Origin of the sequence: Pseudomonas sp. BF-RE-21 (assembly GCF_019947305.1) — a bacterium.
GTDB lineage: Bacteria > Pseudomonadota > Gammaproteobacteria > Pseudomonadales > Pseudomonadaceae > Aquipseudomonas > Aquipseudomonas migulae.
Map to the genome: position 1 here is coordinate 13,653 of NZ_JAGYGF010000070.1, position 15,009 is coordinate 28,661.

At 60.4% G+C, this 15,009-nt stretch carries 17 protein-coding genes and 1 pseudogene; 12 read left to right on the plus strand and 6 right to left on the minus strand.

Annotation, left to right across the window (positions count from 1 at the left end; translation table 11 throughout):
- The first annotated feature begins 46 nt into the window (after positions 1-46).
- Genes pilB through yacG form a run of 5 tightly spaced genes read left to right on the plus strand, consistent with a single transcriptional unit; the run spans position 47 to position 4,658 of the window.
- Positions 47-1,747 (plus strand): type IV-A pilus assembly ATPase PilB, encoded by a 1,701-nt coding sequence (gene pilB / locus KGB25_RS27910; RefSeq protein ID WP_223437600.1) that lies wholly within the window; start codon positions 47-49, stop codon positions 1,745-1,747.
- A gap of 2 nt (positions 1,748-1,749) precedes the next feature.
- The gene (locus KGB25_RS27915; RefSeq protein ID WP_008042843.1) at positions 1,750-2,967 is read left to right on the plus strand and encodes a type II secretion system F family protein; all 1,218 of its coding nucleotides are present in this window, start codon (positions 1,750-1,752) and stop codon (positions 2,965-2,967) included.
- Between the two features lies 1 nt (position 2,968).
- Positions 2,969-3,841, plus strand: coding sequence for a prepilin peptidase (locus tag KGB25_RS27920; RefSeq protein ID WP_223437602.1), 873 nt, complete (start codon positions 2,969-2,971; stop codon positions 3,839-3,841).
- Positions 3,838-4,461, plus strand: a complete 624-nt coding sequence (gene coaE / locus KGB25_RS27925; protein ID WP_008033209.1) for a dephospho-CoA kinase — start codon at positions 3,838-3,840, stop codon at positions 4,459-4,461. The genes KGB25_RS27920 and coaE overlap by 4 nt, the downstream gene beginning before the upstream one ends.
- On the plus strand, positions 4,458-4,658 hold the full coding sequence (yacG, locus tag KGB25_RS27930; protein ID WP_008033210.1) for a DNA gyrase inhibitor YacG: 201 nt from the start codon (positions 4,458-4,460) through the stop codon (positions 4,656-4,658). The genes coaE and yacG overlap by 4 nt, the downstream gene beginning before the upstream one ends.
- Positions 4,659-4,666: 8 nt before the next feature.
- On the opposite strand, the gene KGB25_RS27935 is transcribed toward yacG, so the two are convergent.
- Positions 4,667-4,882: a hypothetical protein gene (locus KGB25_RS27935; protein WP_008033212.1), complete on the minus strand. Its 216-nt coding sequence runs from the start codon at positions 4,880-4,882 to the stop codon at positions 4,667-4,669.
- A gap of 64 nt (positions 4,883-4,946) precedes the next feature.
- On the minus strand, positions 4,947-5,636 hold the full coding sequence (locus KGB25_RS27940) for an energy-coupling factor ABC transporter permease (protein WP_192227990.1): 690 nt from the start codon (positions 5,634-5,636) through the stop codon (positions 4,947-4,949).
- Positions 5,637-6,418: 782 nt separating this feature from the next.
- Between KGB25_RS27940 and KGB25_RS27945 the strand changes: the two genes are divergently transcribed.
- The 3 genes from KGB25_RS27945 to KGB25_RS27955 all read left to right on the plus strand — a co-directional run bounded on the left by KGB25_RS27945 (position 6,419) and on the right by KGB25_RS27955 (position 7,484).
- Complete coding sequence (locus KGB25_RS27945; RefSeq protein ID WP_223437605.1) at positions 6,419-6,565, plus strand: hypothetical protein; 147 nt, start codon at positions 6,419-6,421, stop codon at positions 6,563-6,565.
- Positions 6,546-6,692 (plus strand): hypothetical protein, encoded by a 147-nt coding sequence (locus KGB25_RS27950; RefSeq protein ID WP_223437608.1) that lies wholly within the window; start codon positions 6,546-6,548, stop codon positions 6,690-6,692. The genes KGB25_RS27945 and KGB25_RS27950 overlap by 20 nt, the downstream gene beginning before the upstream one ends.
- Positions 6,693-7,244: 552 nt before the next feature.
- A complete protein-coding gene (locus KGB25_RS27955; protein WP_008028718.1) occupies positions 7,245-7,484 on the plus strand; it encodes a DUF2790 domain-containing protein in 240 nt (79 codons plus the stop codon).
- Positions 7,485-7,493: 9 nt separating this feature from the next.
- Here the strand turns inward: KGB25_RS27955 and KGB25_RS30725 are convergent.
- From KGB25_RS30725 to KGB25_RS27975, 4 genes and pseudogenes are all read right to left on the minus strand, one after another.
- Positions 7,494-7,895, minus strand: a pseudogene (locus KGB25_RS30725) (methyl-accepting chemotaxis protein); the annotation flags it as partial.
- A gap of 242 nt (positions 7,896-8,137) precedes the next feature.
- On the minus strand, positions 8,138-9,406 hold the full coding sequence (locus tag KGB25_RS27965) for an OprD family porin (RefSeq protein WP_223437611.1): 1,269 nt from the start codon (positions 9,404-9,406) through the stop codon (positions 8,138-8,140).
- A 17-nt stretch (positions 9,407-9,423) separates the two neighbouring features.
- Positions 9,424-10,629, minus strand: a complete 1,206-nt coding sequence (locus tag KGB25_RS27970) for a benzoate/H(+) symporter BenE family transporter (protein ID WP_223437613.1) — start codon at positions 10,627-10,629, stop codon at positions 9,424-9,426.
- Positions 10,626-11,993: an aromatic acid/H+ symport family MFS transporter gene (locus tag KGB25_RS27975; RefSeq protein ID WP_008028725.1), complete on the minus strand. Its 1,368-nt coding sequence runs from the start codon at positions 11,991-11,993 to the stop codon at positions 10,626-10,628. The genes KGB25_RS27970 and KGB25_RS27975 overlap by 4 nt, the downstream gene beginning before the upstream one ends.
- A gap of 234 nt (positions 11,994-12,227) precedes the next feature.
- Here KGB25_RS27975 and KGB25_RS27980 point away from each other — a divergent pair, with 234 nt between their 5' ends.
- From KGB25_RS27980 to KGB25_RS27995, 4 genes are all read left to right on the plus strand, one after another.
- On the plus strand, positions 12,228-12,854 hold the full coding sequence (locus KGB25_RS27980; RefSeq protein WP_032828736.1) for a DUF1780 domain-containing protein: 627 nt from the start codon (positions 12,228-12,230) through the stop codon (positions 12,852-12,854).
- On the plus strand, positions 12,851-13,378 hold the full coding sequence (locus KGB25_RS27985; RefSeq protein WP_223437615.1) for an MOSC domain-containing protein: 528 nt from the start codon (positions 12,851-12,853) through the stop codon (positions 13,376-13,378). The genes KGB25_RS27980 and KGB25_RS27985 overlap by 4 nt, the downstream gene beginning before the upstream one ends.
- A gap of 68 nt (positions 13,379-13,446) precedes the next feature.
- On the plus strand, positions 13,447-13,620 hold the full coding sequence (locus KGB25_RS27990) for a DUF3094 domain-containing protein (RefSeq protein ID WP_008028730.1): 174 nt from the start codon (positions 13,447-13,449) through the stop codon (positions 13,618-13,620).
- Between the two features lie 60 nt (positions 13,621-13,680).
- A complete protein-coding gene (locus KGB25_RS27995; protein WP_223437617.1) occupies positions 13,681-14,979 on the plus strand; it encodes an NAD(P)/FAD-dependent oxidoreductase in 1,299 nt (432 codons plus the stop codon).
- Positions 14,980-15,009 lie beyond the last annotated feature (30 nt).

A 15,009-nucleotide genomic window follows, 5' to 3' on the forward strand; every position in this document is an offset into this window, starting at 1 on the left:
GGTTGACTAGGCTATAAGTCATGAACTGTCTGCGTCCGGTATCCCCATGAATGACATCGCCCTTAGCGGTCTGGCCAAGCAATTGGTGCTTGCCGAGCTGCTCACCGACCAAAGCGCGCAACAGGCGTATCAGCAAGCCCAACGCCACAAAATCTCCCTCGTCAGTTATCTGGTGCAGAACAAACTGGTGAAAAGTCGCCAGGTCGCCGAAATTGCCTCGGAGCATTTCGGCATGGCGCTGCTCGACCTCAATTGCCTGGACAAGGAAACCCAACCCAAGGGCCTGGTCAGCGAAAAACTGGTTCGCCAGCACCACGCCCTGCCCCTCTGGCGGCGTGGCAACAAGTTGTTCGTGGGGGTTAGCGACCCGACCAATCACCAGGCCATCAACGACATCCAGTTCAGCACCGGGCTGAACACCGAAGCCATCCTGGTAGAGGACGACAAGCTCAGCGATGCCATCGAGAAGTTCTTCGACAGCCATGCCAGCGGACTGGAAGACATGGCCGACGTCGACCTCGATGGCATGGACATCGAGTCGATCGATGACCACCAACAGGACGCCATCGCCGGACAGGATGCCGACGACGCGCCGGTGGTGCGCTTCGTTCACAAGATGCTGCTGGACGCGATCAGGAGTGGCTCTTCCGACCTGCATTTCGAGCCCTACGAAAAAACCTACCGCGTGCGGATGCGCACCGACGGCATGCTGCGTGAAGTCGCCAAGCCGCCGATTCAACTGGCCAACCGCATCGCCGCCCGCCTGAAAGTCATGGCCAGCCTCGACATCTCCGAGCGGCGCAAACCCCAGGACGGGCGGATCAAGATGCGCCTGTCGAAGAGCAAGTCCATCGACTTCCGGGTCAATACCCTGCCGACCCTGTGGGGCGAGAAAGTGGTGATCCGGATCCTTGATCCATCGAGCGCGCAAATGGGCATCGACGCCCTCGGCTACGAGCCGGACCAGAAAGACCTGTACATGGCCGCGCTGAAGCAGCCGCAAGGGATGATTCTGGTGACGGGCCCCACGGGGTCGGGCAAGACCGTGTCGCTCTACACCGGGCTGAACATACTCAACACCGTGGACATCAACATCTCCACCGCCGAAGACCCGGTGGAGATCAACATGGAAGGCATCAACCAGGTCAACGTCAACGCCAAGCAAGGTCTGGGTTTTGCCCAGGCGCTACGCTCCTTCTTGCGGCAGGACCCGGACGTGATCATGGTCGGCGAGATCCGCGATCTGGAAACCGCCGAAATTGCCATCAAGGCCGCCCAGACCGGGCACCTGGTGCTGTCGACCCTGCACACCAACAGCGCCGCTGAAACCCTGACCCGCCTGCACAACATGGGCATTCAGGGGTTCAACATCGCGACGTCCGTCAGCCTGATCATCGCCCAGCGCCTGGCGCGCAAACTGTGCAGCCAGTGCAAGAAGCCCATCGATATTCCCCGCGAGGCATTGATCAAGGAAGGCTTCCCAGAGGAACGGATTGGCACATTCACGATCTATGAGCCGGTCGGTTGCGATCAGTGCAACGGCGGCTACAAGGGGCGCGTGGGGATTTATGAAGTGGTGAAGAACACAGCAGGCCTGCAACGGCTGATCATGGCCGAAGGCAATTCGCTGGAAATCGATATCCAGATGCGCAAGGACGGCTTCAACGACCTGCGTACTTCCGGGCTGATCAAGGCCATGCAAGGCATCACCAGCCTTGAAGAAATCAACCGGGTCACCAAGGACTGAACATGGCGGTCAAAGCAGCAAAAATCAGTGTGTACGCCTGGGAAGGCACCGACAAAAAAGGTACGAAAATAACCGGCGAACTCAGCGCTCAGAACCCGGCGCTGATCAAGGCGCAACTGCGCAAGCAAGGCATCAATCCCGGCAAGGTGCGCAAGAAATCCGCCTCGTTTTTCAGCCTCGGCCAACGCATCAAGGCGAATGACATTGCCCTCTTCACCCGGCAGATGGCGACCATGATGAAAGCCGGCGTACCGCTGTTGCAATCGTTCGACATCATCGGCGAAGGCTTCGAAAACCCGGCCATGCGCAAACTGGTGGACGAGGTGAAACAGGAAGTCGCGGCGGGTAACAGCTTCGCGGCAGCCCTGCGCAAAAAACCGCAGTATTTTGATGAGCTCTACTGCAATCTGGTGGATGCCGGCGAACAGGCCGGCGCGCTGGACACCCTGTTGGAGCGGGTCGCGACCTACAAGGAAAAGAGCGAAAGCCTCAAGGCCAAGATCAAGAAAGCCATGACTTATCCGCTGGCGGTGGTGGTCGTCGCGATCATCGTCACCGGGATTCTGCTGGTCAAGGTGGTGCCGCAATTCGAGTCGGTGTTCAAAGGTTTTGGTGCGCAACTGCCGGCGTTCACGGTGATGGTCATCGGCCTGTCGCAGTTCATGCAGGATTGGTGGTGGCTGATGCTTGGCGTGCTGATCGCGGCGATATTCGGTGTGCGCCACGCCTTCAAGACATCGCAAGGCTTTCGGGACCGGACAGACACCTGGCTGCTGAAACTGCCGTTGATTGGCGCATTGATGTACAAGTCCGCCGTGGCCCGTTACGCCCGTACGCTGTCGACCACTTTCGCAGCGGGTGTGCCGCTGGTCGAGGCGCTGGAGTCAGTGGCGGGCGCGACCGGCAACATCGTGTTCAAGCGGGCGGTGCTGCGTATCAAGCAGGACGTTTCGACGGGGATGCAGCTGAATTTCTCCATGCGCACCGCCGGCGTCTTTCCGAACATGGCGATCCAGATGACGGCCATTGGCGAAGAGTCCGGCGCACTGGACGACATGCTCGACAAGGTCGCCAGTTTCTATGAGGCGGAAGTCGACAATATGGTCGACAATCTCACCAGCCTGATGGAGCCATTCATCATGGTGGTGCTGGGTGTTATCGTCGGCGGCCTGGTGGTTGCGATGTACCTGCCCATTTTCCAACTCGGCAATGCGATCTGACATGCCCTTGAACGAAATCCTGACCGTGTACCCGTTGGCGTTTGTCGTCATTGCACTGCTGGTCGGCTTGCTGGTCGGCAGCTTCCTCAATGTGGTGATCTGGCGCCTGCCGAAAATGCTCGAGCGTGAGTGGCAATTGCAGGCCCGGGACATTCTCGGTTTGCCTGGCGAAACACCGCCTGCGACCTACAACCTGATGCTGCCCCACTCCGAGTGCCCGCATTGTGGGCACCGAATTCGCGCCTGGGAAAACATCCCGCTGCTCAGTTATGTGTTTTTACGTGGACGATGCTCAAGCTGCGCAACGCCCATCAGTAAACGCTACCCGTTGACCGAACTGGCCTGCGGCCTGCTGTCGGCGTTCATTGCCTGGCACTTCGGTTTCGGCTGGCAAGCCGGGATGGTGCTGGTCCTGAGCTGGGGCCTGTTGGCCATGAGCCTGATCGACGCCGAGCATCAACTGTTGCCGGATGTGCTGGTGCTACCGCTGATGTGGCTGGGACTGGTCGTCAACAGCTTCGGATTGTTCGTGCCATTGCACGAGGCGCTGTGGGGCGCAATTGCGGGCTACATGGCGCTGTGGTCGGTGTTCTGGCTGTTCAAGCTGATCACCGGCAAGGAAGGCATCGGCCACGGCGATTTCAAGCTGTTGGCCATGCTGGGCGCCTGGGGCGGCTGGCAGATTTTGCCGCTGACCATTCTGTTGTCGTCCCTGGTGGGCGCGATTATCGGCATGATTTTGCTGAGCCTGCGCAATGTGAAAACCTCGACCCCGATCCCCTTCGGTCCCTATCTGGCGATTGCCGGCTGGATTGCATTGCTCTGGGGTGGTCAAATAACCGGCTTCTATTGGCAGTTTGTCGGTTTGAAATGAATACCCCTGTGGATAAACCCTGGATTCTCGGCCTGACCGGCGGCATCGGCAGCGGCAAAAGCGCGGCCGCTCAGCACTTCATCGACCTGGGCGTGCACGTGGTCGATGCCGATCATGCGGCACGCTGGGTGGTGGAGCCGGGTCGCCCGGCGCTGGCACAGATCGCCGAACATTTTGGCCCCGGCGTGTTGCAAGCCGACGGGCAACTGGATCGCGCAGCGTTGCGCAAACTGATCTTCGAAGTGCCTGAGCAACGCCTCTGGCTCGAAGCGCTTTTGCATCCGCTGATCGCCAGGGAAATCGCCGATCACCTGGGCAAGGCACAATCGCCTTACGCGATTCTGGTTTCGCCGTTGCTGATCGAGTCCGGGCAGTACGCCATGACCCAGCGAGTGCTGGTGATCGATGCGCCCGAACAACTACAGATCGAACGCACCCTGCAGCGTGACCAGACCAGCGAACAACAGGTTCAGGCGATCCTCAAGGCGCAATCCAGTCGCCAGGATCGCGTGAGCCATGCCGACGATGTGGTGGTCAACGACCGCGACCTCGCCTGGCTGCACAGCGAGGTCGAACGCCTGCATCACTTTTACCTTACATTGCGTGGAGGCCAGTCATGAGCCAGATCCCAACCGTCGAATGCCCAACCTGCGGCGCCCCTGTGGAATGGACCCCGGAAAGCACATTCCGGCCGTTCTGTTCGGACCGCTGCAAACTGATCGACCTGGGGGCGTGGGCATCGGAAGAGCACAAGATTCCAGTGGCACCCGATGCCGAGGACGAGTTGTTCAGTGGTGATTTCGACCCGCGTCACTAAGTGACGGTTCAGGGCCGCATGAAGCCGTAGTCCTGACCGTCATCGAGGTTCTCGGCGAGAAACTGCAACTCATCGGCCAGATCCTCGACACTGCGCACGGCCTTGCTCTGCTGCACCACCGCGCTGAGCAGGGCGCGCAGGCTCAACCCCGGATCAAACCCGACTTCCTGCGCTGCATCCAGACTGTGGCGCAACTCCTGCCTTGCCCATTCGTAGACACTCATTTTCGATGCTCCTGAAGGTTTTTCGGAGCATGGATTCGTCGACGTTTTTTGGATTTGATGTGGATCAAGATTTCGGATCGTCGTCCTTCCAGGGTGCCGAAAGATAGCGTGTGCGGTTGAAGGTCTCCAGCCATTCGGGGCTGAACACCACCAGCGCGCTGACGACCATGCCGTTGATGAAGGCTTCGGGAAAGATGATCAGCCACAGGTAACCGACAAAATCTTCCAGCCAGTAAGGCATGACGAAAAGCTCGTTGAACCACAGCAGCCACAGGGCCAGCAGCAGGCACAGCAGGGCCGATAGCGCCGCTGCGAAGAAACCGGAAACGAAGATATACACGAAGGGATTACGCGGCTGCGCGCGCTCGACCAGGATTGCGCAGCACTCGGTGACCAGCACGGGCAGCAGAATCAACAAGGCGCCGTTCACGCCGACGGCGGCGAGGTCCTGGCGTCCGAGCATGACCAGGCCTGCTTGTGCGACCAGTCCGCCGACGATCGCCAAGGGCCAGTCCAGGAGCAGGGTTACGGCGGTCATGCCGATGAAGTGATAGGACACGCCGGTGTCGAAATCCCGTCGTACCAGCCACAGCATGAACAGCGCGAATACGGTGCCGAACAACAGATGCTGGCGGCGGCTGTCGCTGAACAGCTCGACCCACGGGGCACGTGCGATGGCCCAGATCAGGGCTGGAATGTAGATCAGCCAGCCGACGGTGAGGGTTTCGGGGGACAGCAGCTCGGCGCCGATCATGGCTGGGTGGGCTCCCTTGTCTTTGCCGGAATAGGGTGGGGTATCAGTTTACACCGGTGTTTGGTTGGTCTTTGGTTGGTGGGCATATCCGTTTCTGTGGTTATGGCAGCTATTGGTTTCGCCCTTACGGCGAGTCACTTGGAAGAGCCCCAAGTAACCAAGGGCTCTTGCCCCTTTCGTTCGGTGGCTCGCTAATGCTCGCCATGCCCTCGCTCCGGTCCTGCTCCGTGGGCCCGCCGCCATCGGCCATCCCTGGCCGGGGGCGGCTAACCCGGCATCCATGCCGGGTTGCCCACTGCGCAGAACCTCCACTCGGCCTCTCGAGGGGGCGCTCAGATCAAAAGCGGAAGGCGAGCTAACGCTCGGCCTGATGAGTGGTGAAAATCAAAAGCGCACGCGATTCCCTGTAGGAGCGAGGCTTGCCCGCGAAAAACGGCCGGACAACACGTTCATTCAGACAGCCCGCGTTATCGTTGACGTCCATCGCCAGCAAGCTGGCTCCTACAAGGGAAACGCAGATGTGTCTGGATAAATACGATCAACTGTAGGAGCTGGCTTGCCGGCGATAGCGGTGGGTCAGTCACCCTGTTTTTCGACTGGACGGACGCCATCGCCAGCAAGCTGGCTCCTACAAGGGAAACGCAGATGTGTCTGGATAAATACGATCAACTGTAGGAGCCGGCTTGCCGGCGATAGCGGTGGGTCAGTCACCCTGTTTTTCGACTGGACGGACGCCATCGCCAGCAAGCTGGCTCCTACAAGGGAAATGCAGATGTGTCTGGATGAATACGATCAACTGTAGGAGCCGGCTTGCCGGCGATAGCGGTGGGTCAGTCACCCTGTTTTTCGACTGGACGGACGCCATCGCCAGCAAGCTGGCTCCTACAAGGGAAATGCAGATGCGCCTGGATGAATACGATCAACTGTAGGAGCTGGCTTGCCGGCGATAGCGGTGGGTCAGTCACCCTGTTTTTCGACTGGACGGACGCCATCGCCAGCAAGCTGGCTCCTACAAGGGAAATGCAGATGCGTCTGGATGAATACGATCAACTGTAGGAGCCGGCTTGCTGGCGATAGCGGTGGGTCAGTCACCTGTTTATTGATTGGGCGGATGCCATCGCCAGCAAGCCGGCTCCTACAGGGGGAATGCGTGAATGTCTGAAATTAGTGCGGCCACCACAATGCGAGAGCACGTGCACGACCGAAGAGCCAGGTCGGCTTTCAGGCCGCCTCGGCGGCTGTGGCGGTAGTCGCCCCCTCGAGAGGCCGAGCGCAGGTTCTGCGCAGTGGGCAACCCGGCATGGATGCCGGGTTAGCCGCGCACGGCCAAGGATGGCCGATCGCGGCGGGCCCACGGAGCAGGACCGAAGCGAGGGCATGCCGAGCCTAGGCGAGGCACCGAACGAAAGGGGCAAAAGCCCTTGGTTACTTGGGGCTCTTCCAAGTGACTCGCCGTAAGGGCGAAACCAATAGCAGCCATAAACCCAGAAACGGATATGCCCCCCCATTGTTACGTTTCCTGCAAAGCTGAATCAGCCCCAGCCCCCTTTATCCATCACCACCAAGGACTAAACTTCCAGCATCAAAACCAACACCGAGCGCACAAAAATGAAAACCCTGAGCACCCTGTTTCTGACCCTGATCGCCACCTCAGCCATGGCCGCCAGCGAGCCCGCCGCCACCCCGTACGACCCGGCGCAACCGCTGGACATCGCCAAGGTGGTTTCCGTGACCGACACCGCAACCGCGTGCGACGTCGTGCCGGCAACCATGGTCTACATCGACCATCAGGGCCAGACCCATCGCGTGACCTACCAAGTCATGGGCAACTGCACAAGCAACCTGTAACACCAGGCATCACACGATCAGCCGTTTCGCCTGCAACGCCAAATCATGCAGGCCGGCCAAACGCGCCATGATCCGTTCGACCACCTCGACCCTGGCCACCGCTCCGCTTTGCAATTCCCCCATCGAATGCAAAGCCACTCCAGCCTTTTCCAGCCCCAGACGGGTGGAGCCGGATAACTGCTGAATCCCCTGGCGTGCATGCTCCGCCGACTGCTCCAGCCCCGTGGCGATTTGCCGGATCTGCGCACTGGAGTCCGCAGCCTGACGCGAGAGATTGCGCACCTCATCGGCGACCACCGCAAACCCTCGGCCATGACTGCCCGCCCTCGCCGCCTCGATTGCCGCGTTGAGCGCCAGCAGATTGGTCTGACGGGCGATGTCCTGGATGCTGCCGACAATCGCGCCGATGCGCATCGACTGACTGCCGAGCTCATCGAACACCTGATCCAGACGCTGCATGTAGAGGTTCAGGTCCTCCAGCACACTGGCCGAAGATTGCATGCTCTGCGCACTCGCCTTGACCCGATCGCCGGCCGTGCGCGCCAGTTGATTGGCAAAGCGCATGTCTTCCTCGGTTTGCAGCACCGACTCGGTCAATTGCTCCAGCTTGACCTGCAAGCCGATGTTGTAAGGCGGTTGTTCTTTCTCAATGGTCATAGCAGCGTCCAGGTGTAACTGAGGATCAGGCGGTTTTCGTCGATATCACTGCGGTAGTTGGAACGGGCCATCACGTTGCGCACGCGAATCCCGAGGCCTTTGAGGCTGCCGTTTTGCAGCACGTAGCCGAGGTCGAGATCACGCTCGCGATCCTTGCCCTCGAACCCTTGCCCTGTGTCGACGTTATTACCGGAAATGTAACGCACGGTGCTGGTCAGCCCCGGCACACCGAGGGCGGCGAAGTCGTAGTCGTAACGCGCCTGCCAGGAGCGTTCGTCGGTAAAGGCAAACTCGTAGGTCGGCACCTCGTTGCCCAGCGGCGAGATGTTGGCGAAGACACGCGGGAATGCGCTGTCACCGAACATCCCCTGATAACCGACATAAAACGTGTGACCACCGCGCTTGGCCGACAACAGCGAGAAGAACGCCTGGTTATCAATGTTGCCCAGCAGCTTTTTGCCATCCTCGCGCGAATCGTAATAACCAAGGTTGGCGCCCAAGGTCCAGTCGCCCATCGGCTGGCTGTGCTTGAGACCGAGAAAGCGCTGGTTGTAGATATCTTCCAGTTGCCCGAACCAGGCGCTGACCGAGCTGCGTTTATCGTTGAAGGCGTAATCGGCGCCGGCAAAGTTGAAGCCATCACTGCTGACCTGGCGCTGCGGCACATGGCCGAGCATGGCCTGCATTTTCTCGTCGCCCGCCTCGTTGCGCAGGCTGGTCGTGTTCAAGTGACCGCCTTGCAAGGTCAGGCCATTGATCTCATTGGAACTGATGCTTGCACCTTGGTAACTGGGCGGCAGCAGGCGGATATCACTGAACGCCAACACCGGCAGGTTGGGTTGCAACTCCCCGACTTTCAGCTCGGTTTTGGAGTAACGCACCTTCAGCGCAGCTTCGAGACGGCTGTAATCATCTGCCGCGCGCCCGTCATCCTTGACCGGCAGCAAACCGGTATTGACCCGATCCGGGCTGCTGTCGAGTTTGAGGCCGAGCAGGCCAATCACATCCACACCAAACCCGACAGGCCCTTGGGTGTAGCCGGATTTGACGTTAAGGATGAAGCCCTGCGCCCACTCTTCGGCCTTCGATTGCTTGTTCGCCCCGACGATGTCGGAGAAGTCCCGGCTGAAGTAGTAATTGCGTGCCTGCAAGGTGGCCGTGGTGTCTTCGATAAAGCCGCCCTCTGCCGCCATCGTACCGGTGGAGAAACCCGAGACGAGCGCCATGGACAACACGGAACCGGTTGTTGGAAGAATCTGTTTCATCATTTTTTCTCTTATTTTTATTGATCGACAGTTGGAAGTGCTTCAGCCGCCGCGCTTTCGCGACGGGCGTTTAACAACACATGGGTGACCATGCCGAAAATCAGTCCCCAAAAAGCCGCGGACAAACCCAACAACGACATGCCCGAAGCGGTGGTGAGGAAGGTCACCAGCGCGGCTTCGCGATCACTCACCACCGCCATTGCGCCAGCCAGTGCCCCGGCAATCGCGGCGAACAGCGCCAGCCCGGCCAACGCCGCGATCAGCTCTTTGGGGAATGCCGAAAACAGCGAAACCAGGGTGGCGCCGAAGATGCCCAGCAGCAGGTAACACAGCCCGCCGACCACCCCGGCCACGTAGCGCTTGCCGGGGTTTTCATGGGCCTCGCGACCGGTACAAATGGCTGCGGTGATCGCGGCCAGATTCAGCCCGTGGCAACCGAACGGTGCCAACAGCGCCGTGCCCAACGCACTGCTGGCGATGATCGGGCCGGACGGCGTCGCGTAACCGCTGGCCCGCAACACCGCCATGCCGGGCACGAACTGGCCGGTCAGCGCCACCATCACCAGCGGCAAGGCAATGTTCAGCGTCGCGCTCAGGCTGAACACGGGCGTGATCCACACCGGCGTGGCCAACCCGATCACCAGCGCTTCGCTGTGCAAATCACCGCCGAGAAACGCCACCGAGCAGCCCACCAGCAGCACCATCACCACCGCATAACGCGGCATCAGCCGTTTGCAGATCAGGTACGTGGCAAACATCGCCAGCACCAGCAGCGGTTTGCCCTGCAACGAGACAAACAACCCGGTGCCGAAACTGAACAGAATCCCCGCCAGCATCGCCGCCGCAACAGCCGCCGGCAGTTTGCCGATGATCCGGTCAAACGCCCCCGACACCCCGACCAGGAAAATGATCAGGCTGCTGACCAGGTACGCGCCCACCGCCTCCGGCATCGAGATCCCCGGCAACAGCGCCACCAACAATGCCGAGCCGGGCGCCGACCACGCGATGATCACCGGCACGCGGTAACGCAGGCTCAAACCGATACCGAGCACCGCGCTGCCGATGGAAATCGCCCAGACCCACGACGACAACACTTCCCGCGACAGGTGTGCGGTCTCGGCCGCCTGGAAAATAATCACCAACGGGCCGGCATAGGAAATCACCGTGGCGATAAATCCGGCGACGGCCGCCGACAGGGAAAAATCCCGGACAAACGTTTTCATGAAGCTTCGCCGACAGACCCGTCTGGCGAACCGTTGCGCAGGCCCGACAGCGCTTGCCTGTGACTGCGCTGACTGCTGATCGCAAACACGGTCATGGCAATCGCGGCCACCGCGCCGGGCAAGGCAAACGCCATGAAGTTGAGTTGCAGCGGCAGGCTGATCCCGAGCAATGCACCGCCCAGCAGCGGCCCGACAATCGCGCCGTTGCGTCCGATGCCCGAGGCCCAGCCCAGACCGGTGGAGCGAATGGTCATGGAGTAGAACTGCGCGGCGCAGGCGTACAACAGAATCTGCGAACCGATGGTGGTGGCGCCGGCGATGGCGATCAGCAGGTACAGCAGCGGCATCGGGCTGTTGAAACCGAGCAAGGTGATCGACACGGCGGCCACGGCGAAGAACACCGCCAACACCCGCGGCAGATTCAGTTTGTCACCCAGCACGCCGCCACCGACCGCACCGAAAATGGCGCCGAAGTTGAGCACCAGCAGGAACGACAGGCTCGAACCCAGGCTGTAACCGGCGTTGGCCATCAGTTTCGGCAGCCAGGAACTCAAGGCGTAAACCATCAACAAGCAGCAGAAAAACGCCAGCCACAACATCAGCGTGCGCAGTGCGCGCCCCTCGCGAAACAGTTGCAGCACGGGGGTGCCGGTGCCCTTCACTTCGCTCATGTGCAGTTGATCGCCGGACTGCGCGACGTACGCCGGATCGACCCGTTGAAGAATGGCGCGCGCCTCTTCATTGCGCCCCTGACGCAGCATGAAACCCACCGACTCGGGCAGGAAGTACATGATCAGCGGCAACAGCACCAACGGCAGCACCGCGACGTAAAACACCGACTGCCAGCCGAAGCTCGGGATCAGCACGATGCCCAGTCCCGCCGAGAGCATGCCGCCCACGGAGTAGCCGCTGAACATGATCGCCACCAGCGTGCTGCGGATTTTCTTCGGCGCGTACTCGTTCATCAGCGCCACGACGTTGGGCATCACCCCGCCAATGCCCAGGCCGGCGATGAACCGGCACAGGCCGAACTCGGTGGGGTTGCGGGCAAAACCGTTGAGCACGGTAAAACCGCTGAAGAGCATCACACAGATGGTGATGGCTTTCTTGCGGCCGATCTTGTCCGAGAGCGGGCCGAAAAACAGCGCGCCGAACATCATTCCAAACAATGCGTAACTTCCCAGCGCGCCGGCCTGCAAGGGACTGAGCCCCCACTCCTTCATCAGCATCGGCAACACCACGCCGTAAATCACCAGATCGTAACCGTCGAAAATGATGATCAGGGCACACCAGAACAGCACCATCCAGTGGAAGCGGTTGAATCGAGCGTTGTCGATAACCTCATGTACGTCGATCTTGCGCATGGCATTCATCTCTTGTTGTTGTTTTATTCAGAACGTCGGTAAAGCGGCTAACGTCCCGTAAAGCCGAGGGTAAAGCTGCCAGGCGCGGGGCAATATCCGCTTTGCGCAGATCGCTATCCGTTTTGTGCAGGGCCCTGAAACGGGCACGGGATGGGGCAATGGCGTTACAGGCTTTTGCTCTTCTCCGACAAACTGTCTTCTTTGCGAACGCATTTGAACGCTAAGCTTGGGCCTATGGATGACTCAGATTACTTACGCCTGCTGACCATTGCGGCCGAGCAAGCCAACGCGTTTCTTTCCAATGCCCGCAAATGGGAGCGTGAGCGTTGGGTGTGCCAGCGCCTGCTGCAAGGGCTGAACATTCCTTACCGCACCGACGAGTTCGCGCCTGCCGGGGAGCCGCCGGACGTGCTGTTTCGCGAGGCGAACTTCGAAGTGTTTTTCGTGCTCGACGAAGGCCGGCGCCTCAACGATGAGTGGCGCGATGAACTGCAACGCCGACGCAGTGCGTTTTCGCTGAGTTCGCTGGTGCGTCGCGAAGCCAAACCCCGGCGCATTCCGGCCAATGAATTCCTGCTGAGACTGGCGCCGACCTTGCGCAAAAAAGCGCACAACTACAAAGAGCGCGGCATGGACCTGGGCGAACTGGACATCATCGCCTTCGCCAGCCTCAAGCGCGAAGTGCTCGACCTCAATAGCCATTTCCCGCCGCCCACCGAATACTTGCGTCAGGGTTGGCGCTCGTTGTCGCTGGTGGGGCCGACCTTCGCCCGTGTTTTATTTGCGCATCCCGACGCCCCGGATTTCCTGCGCAGCAACCTCGGTCGCAGCATCGTCTTCGATGTCGGGATCAGCCTGTGAGTCCATTGCAGGAACTGATCGCTGAAGTCCCGCAAACCGGCCGCGTACGCTGGATCGGTGTGCGCCCGCAGCCACACGTGCCGATGATCGAACTGGCGGCCGTGGAGGCACGACTCGAGGCCGGCTTGACCGGCGATCGCGCCCGCCCCGGTGTGCGCAATGCGCGGCAGGTGACGTTGATTCAGTGGGAGCATCTGGCGGTGATCAACTCGCTGATGGGCCGCTCGGAAGATAATCCGCTGTTGCCTAATGATTTGCGGCGCAACCTCGTTATCAGTGGGATCAACCTGTTCAGCCTCAAGGGTCGCCGCTTCAAAATCGGCCAGGCGATTTTCGAAACCACCGGTTGGTGTCAGCCCTGCGCGCGCCTGCAAAACAACCTCGGCCCTGGCACCTTTCAGGCCGTTCGCGGACATGGCGGAATCACCGCCCGAGTGTTACAAAGTGGAATCATTCGCCTGGACGATACGGTCAGCGTCGAGCCTGTTCCAGCGAGCGGCTATGCTCCGTTCAATGCGGGCTGATGTGTTACACCGCCGCCCGCATGTAGCTTCCCCACATTCAGCAACGTCTACCCCTGACGAGGCCCGATATGACCAGCCGCCTGAACCCCGACGACCAAAAGCATGTCGAAGAGTACCTGCACCTGTCCCAGCACCGAGTCGAGCGCCGGCCTTTCCGGCCGTGGATGCTCCTGGTGGTGGTGCTGGCAGTGACTATTGGCCTGGGCCTGTTGAGCCGATTTATCAGTTACCTGACGCTATGAGCTGCATCGCGCTCGCTCGGGTAATTGCACCGATTTCTTTTAGCCTTGCGAGATATCCCCATGACTCATCGTATTGTCATCGTTGGCGGCGGCGCCGGCGGTCTGGAGTTGGCTACCCGTCTGGGTAAGACTCTGGGCAAGCGCGGCACGGCCAGTGTGATGCTGGTCGACGCGAACCTGACCCACATCTGGAAACCGCTGTTGCACGAAGTGGCGGCCGGTTCCCTGAACTCTTCCGAAGACGAACTCAACTATGTTGCCCAGGCAAAATGGAACCACTTCGAGTTCCAGCTGGGGCGCATGAGCGGGCTTGATCGCGCACAGAAGAAAATCCAGCTGGCCGCCACCTATGACGAAGCTGGCCTGGAACTGGTGCCGGCGCGTGAAGTGCCGTACGACTCGCTGGTGATCGCCGTCGGCAGCACCACCAACGATTTCGGCACCCAGGGCGCGGCGCAACATTGCCTGTTCCTCGACACACGCAAACAGGCCGAGCGTTTCCACCAGCAACTGCTCAACCATTACTTGCGCGCGCACGCCGGGCAGACGGATGTGGTGCAGCGGATCAGCGTGGCCATCGTCGGCGCCGGTGCCACGGGCGTCGAGCTCGCCGCCGAACTGCACAACGCCGCGCATGAACTGGCGGCTTACGGTCTGGACCGGATCAAACCGGAGAACATGCACATCACCTTGATCGAAGCCGGTCCACGGGTGCTGCCAGCATTGCCGGAACGCATTGGCGGGCCTGTGCATAAAACCCTGGAGAAACTCGGGGTCAATGTCATGACCAACGCGGCCGTTAGCGAAGTGACCGCCGACAGCCTGATCACCGCCGACGGCAAAGTGATCAACGCCAGCCTGAAAGTCTGGGCCGCCGGGATTCGTGCGCCGGGTTTCCTCAAGGACATCGACGGTCTGGAAACCAACCGCATCAACCAGCTGCAAGTGCTGCCGACCCTGCAAACCACCCGCGACGAGAACATCTTCGCCTTCGGTGACTGCGCGGCCTGCCCGCAACCGGGCACCGATCGCAATGTGCCGCCGCGCGCCCAGGCTGCGCATCAGCAGGCGTCGTTGCTGGCCAAATCGCTGAAGCTGCGGATCGAGGGCAAGGGTTTGCCTGTGTACAAGTACACCGACTACGGCTCGTTGATTTCGCTGTCGCGTTTTTCGGCTGTGGGTAACTTGATGGGCAACCTGACCGGCAGCGTGATGCTTGAGGGTTGGCTGGCGCGGATGTTTTATGTGTCGCTGTACCGCATGCACCAGATGGCGCTGTATGGCGCGTTCCGCACGGCGATGTTGATGCTGGGCAGCAAGATTGGCCGCGGGACCGAGCCGCGCCTGAAACTTCACTGATATACATCCCTTGTGGGAGCGAGCCTGCTC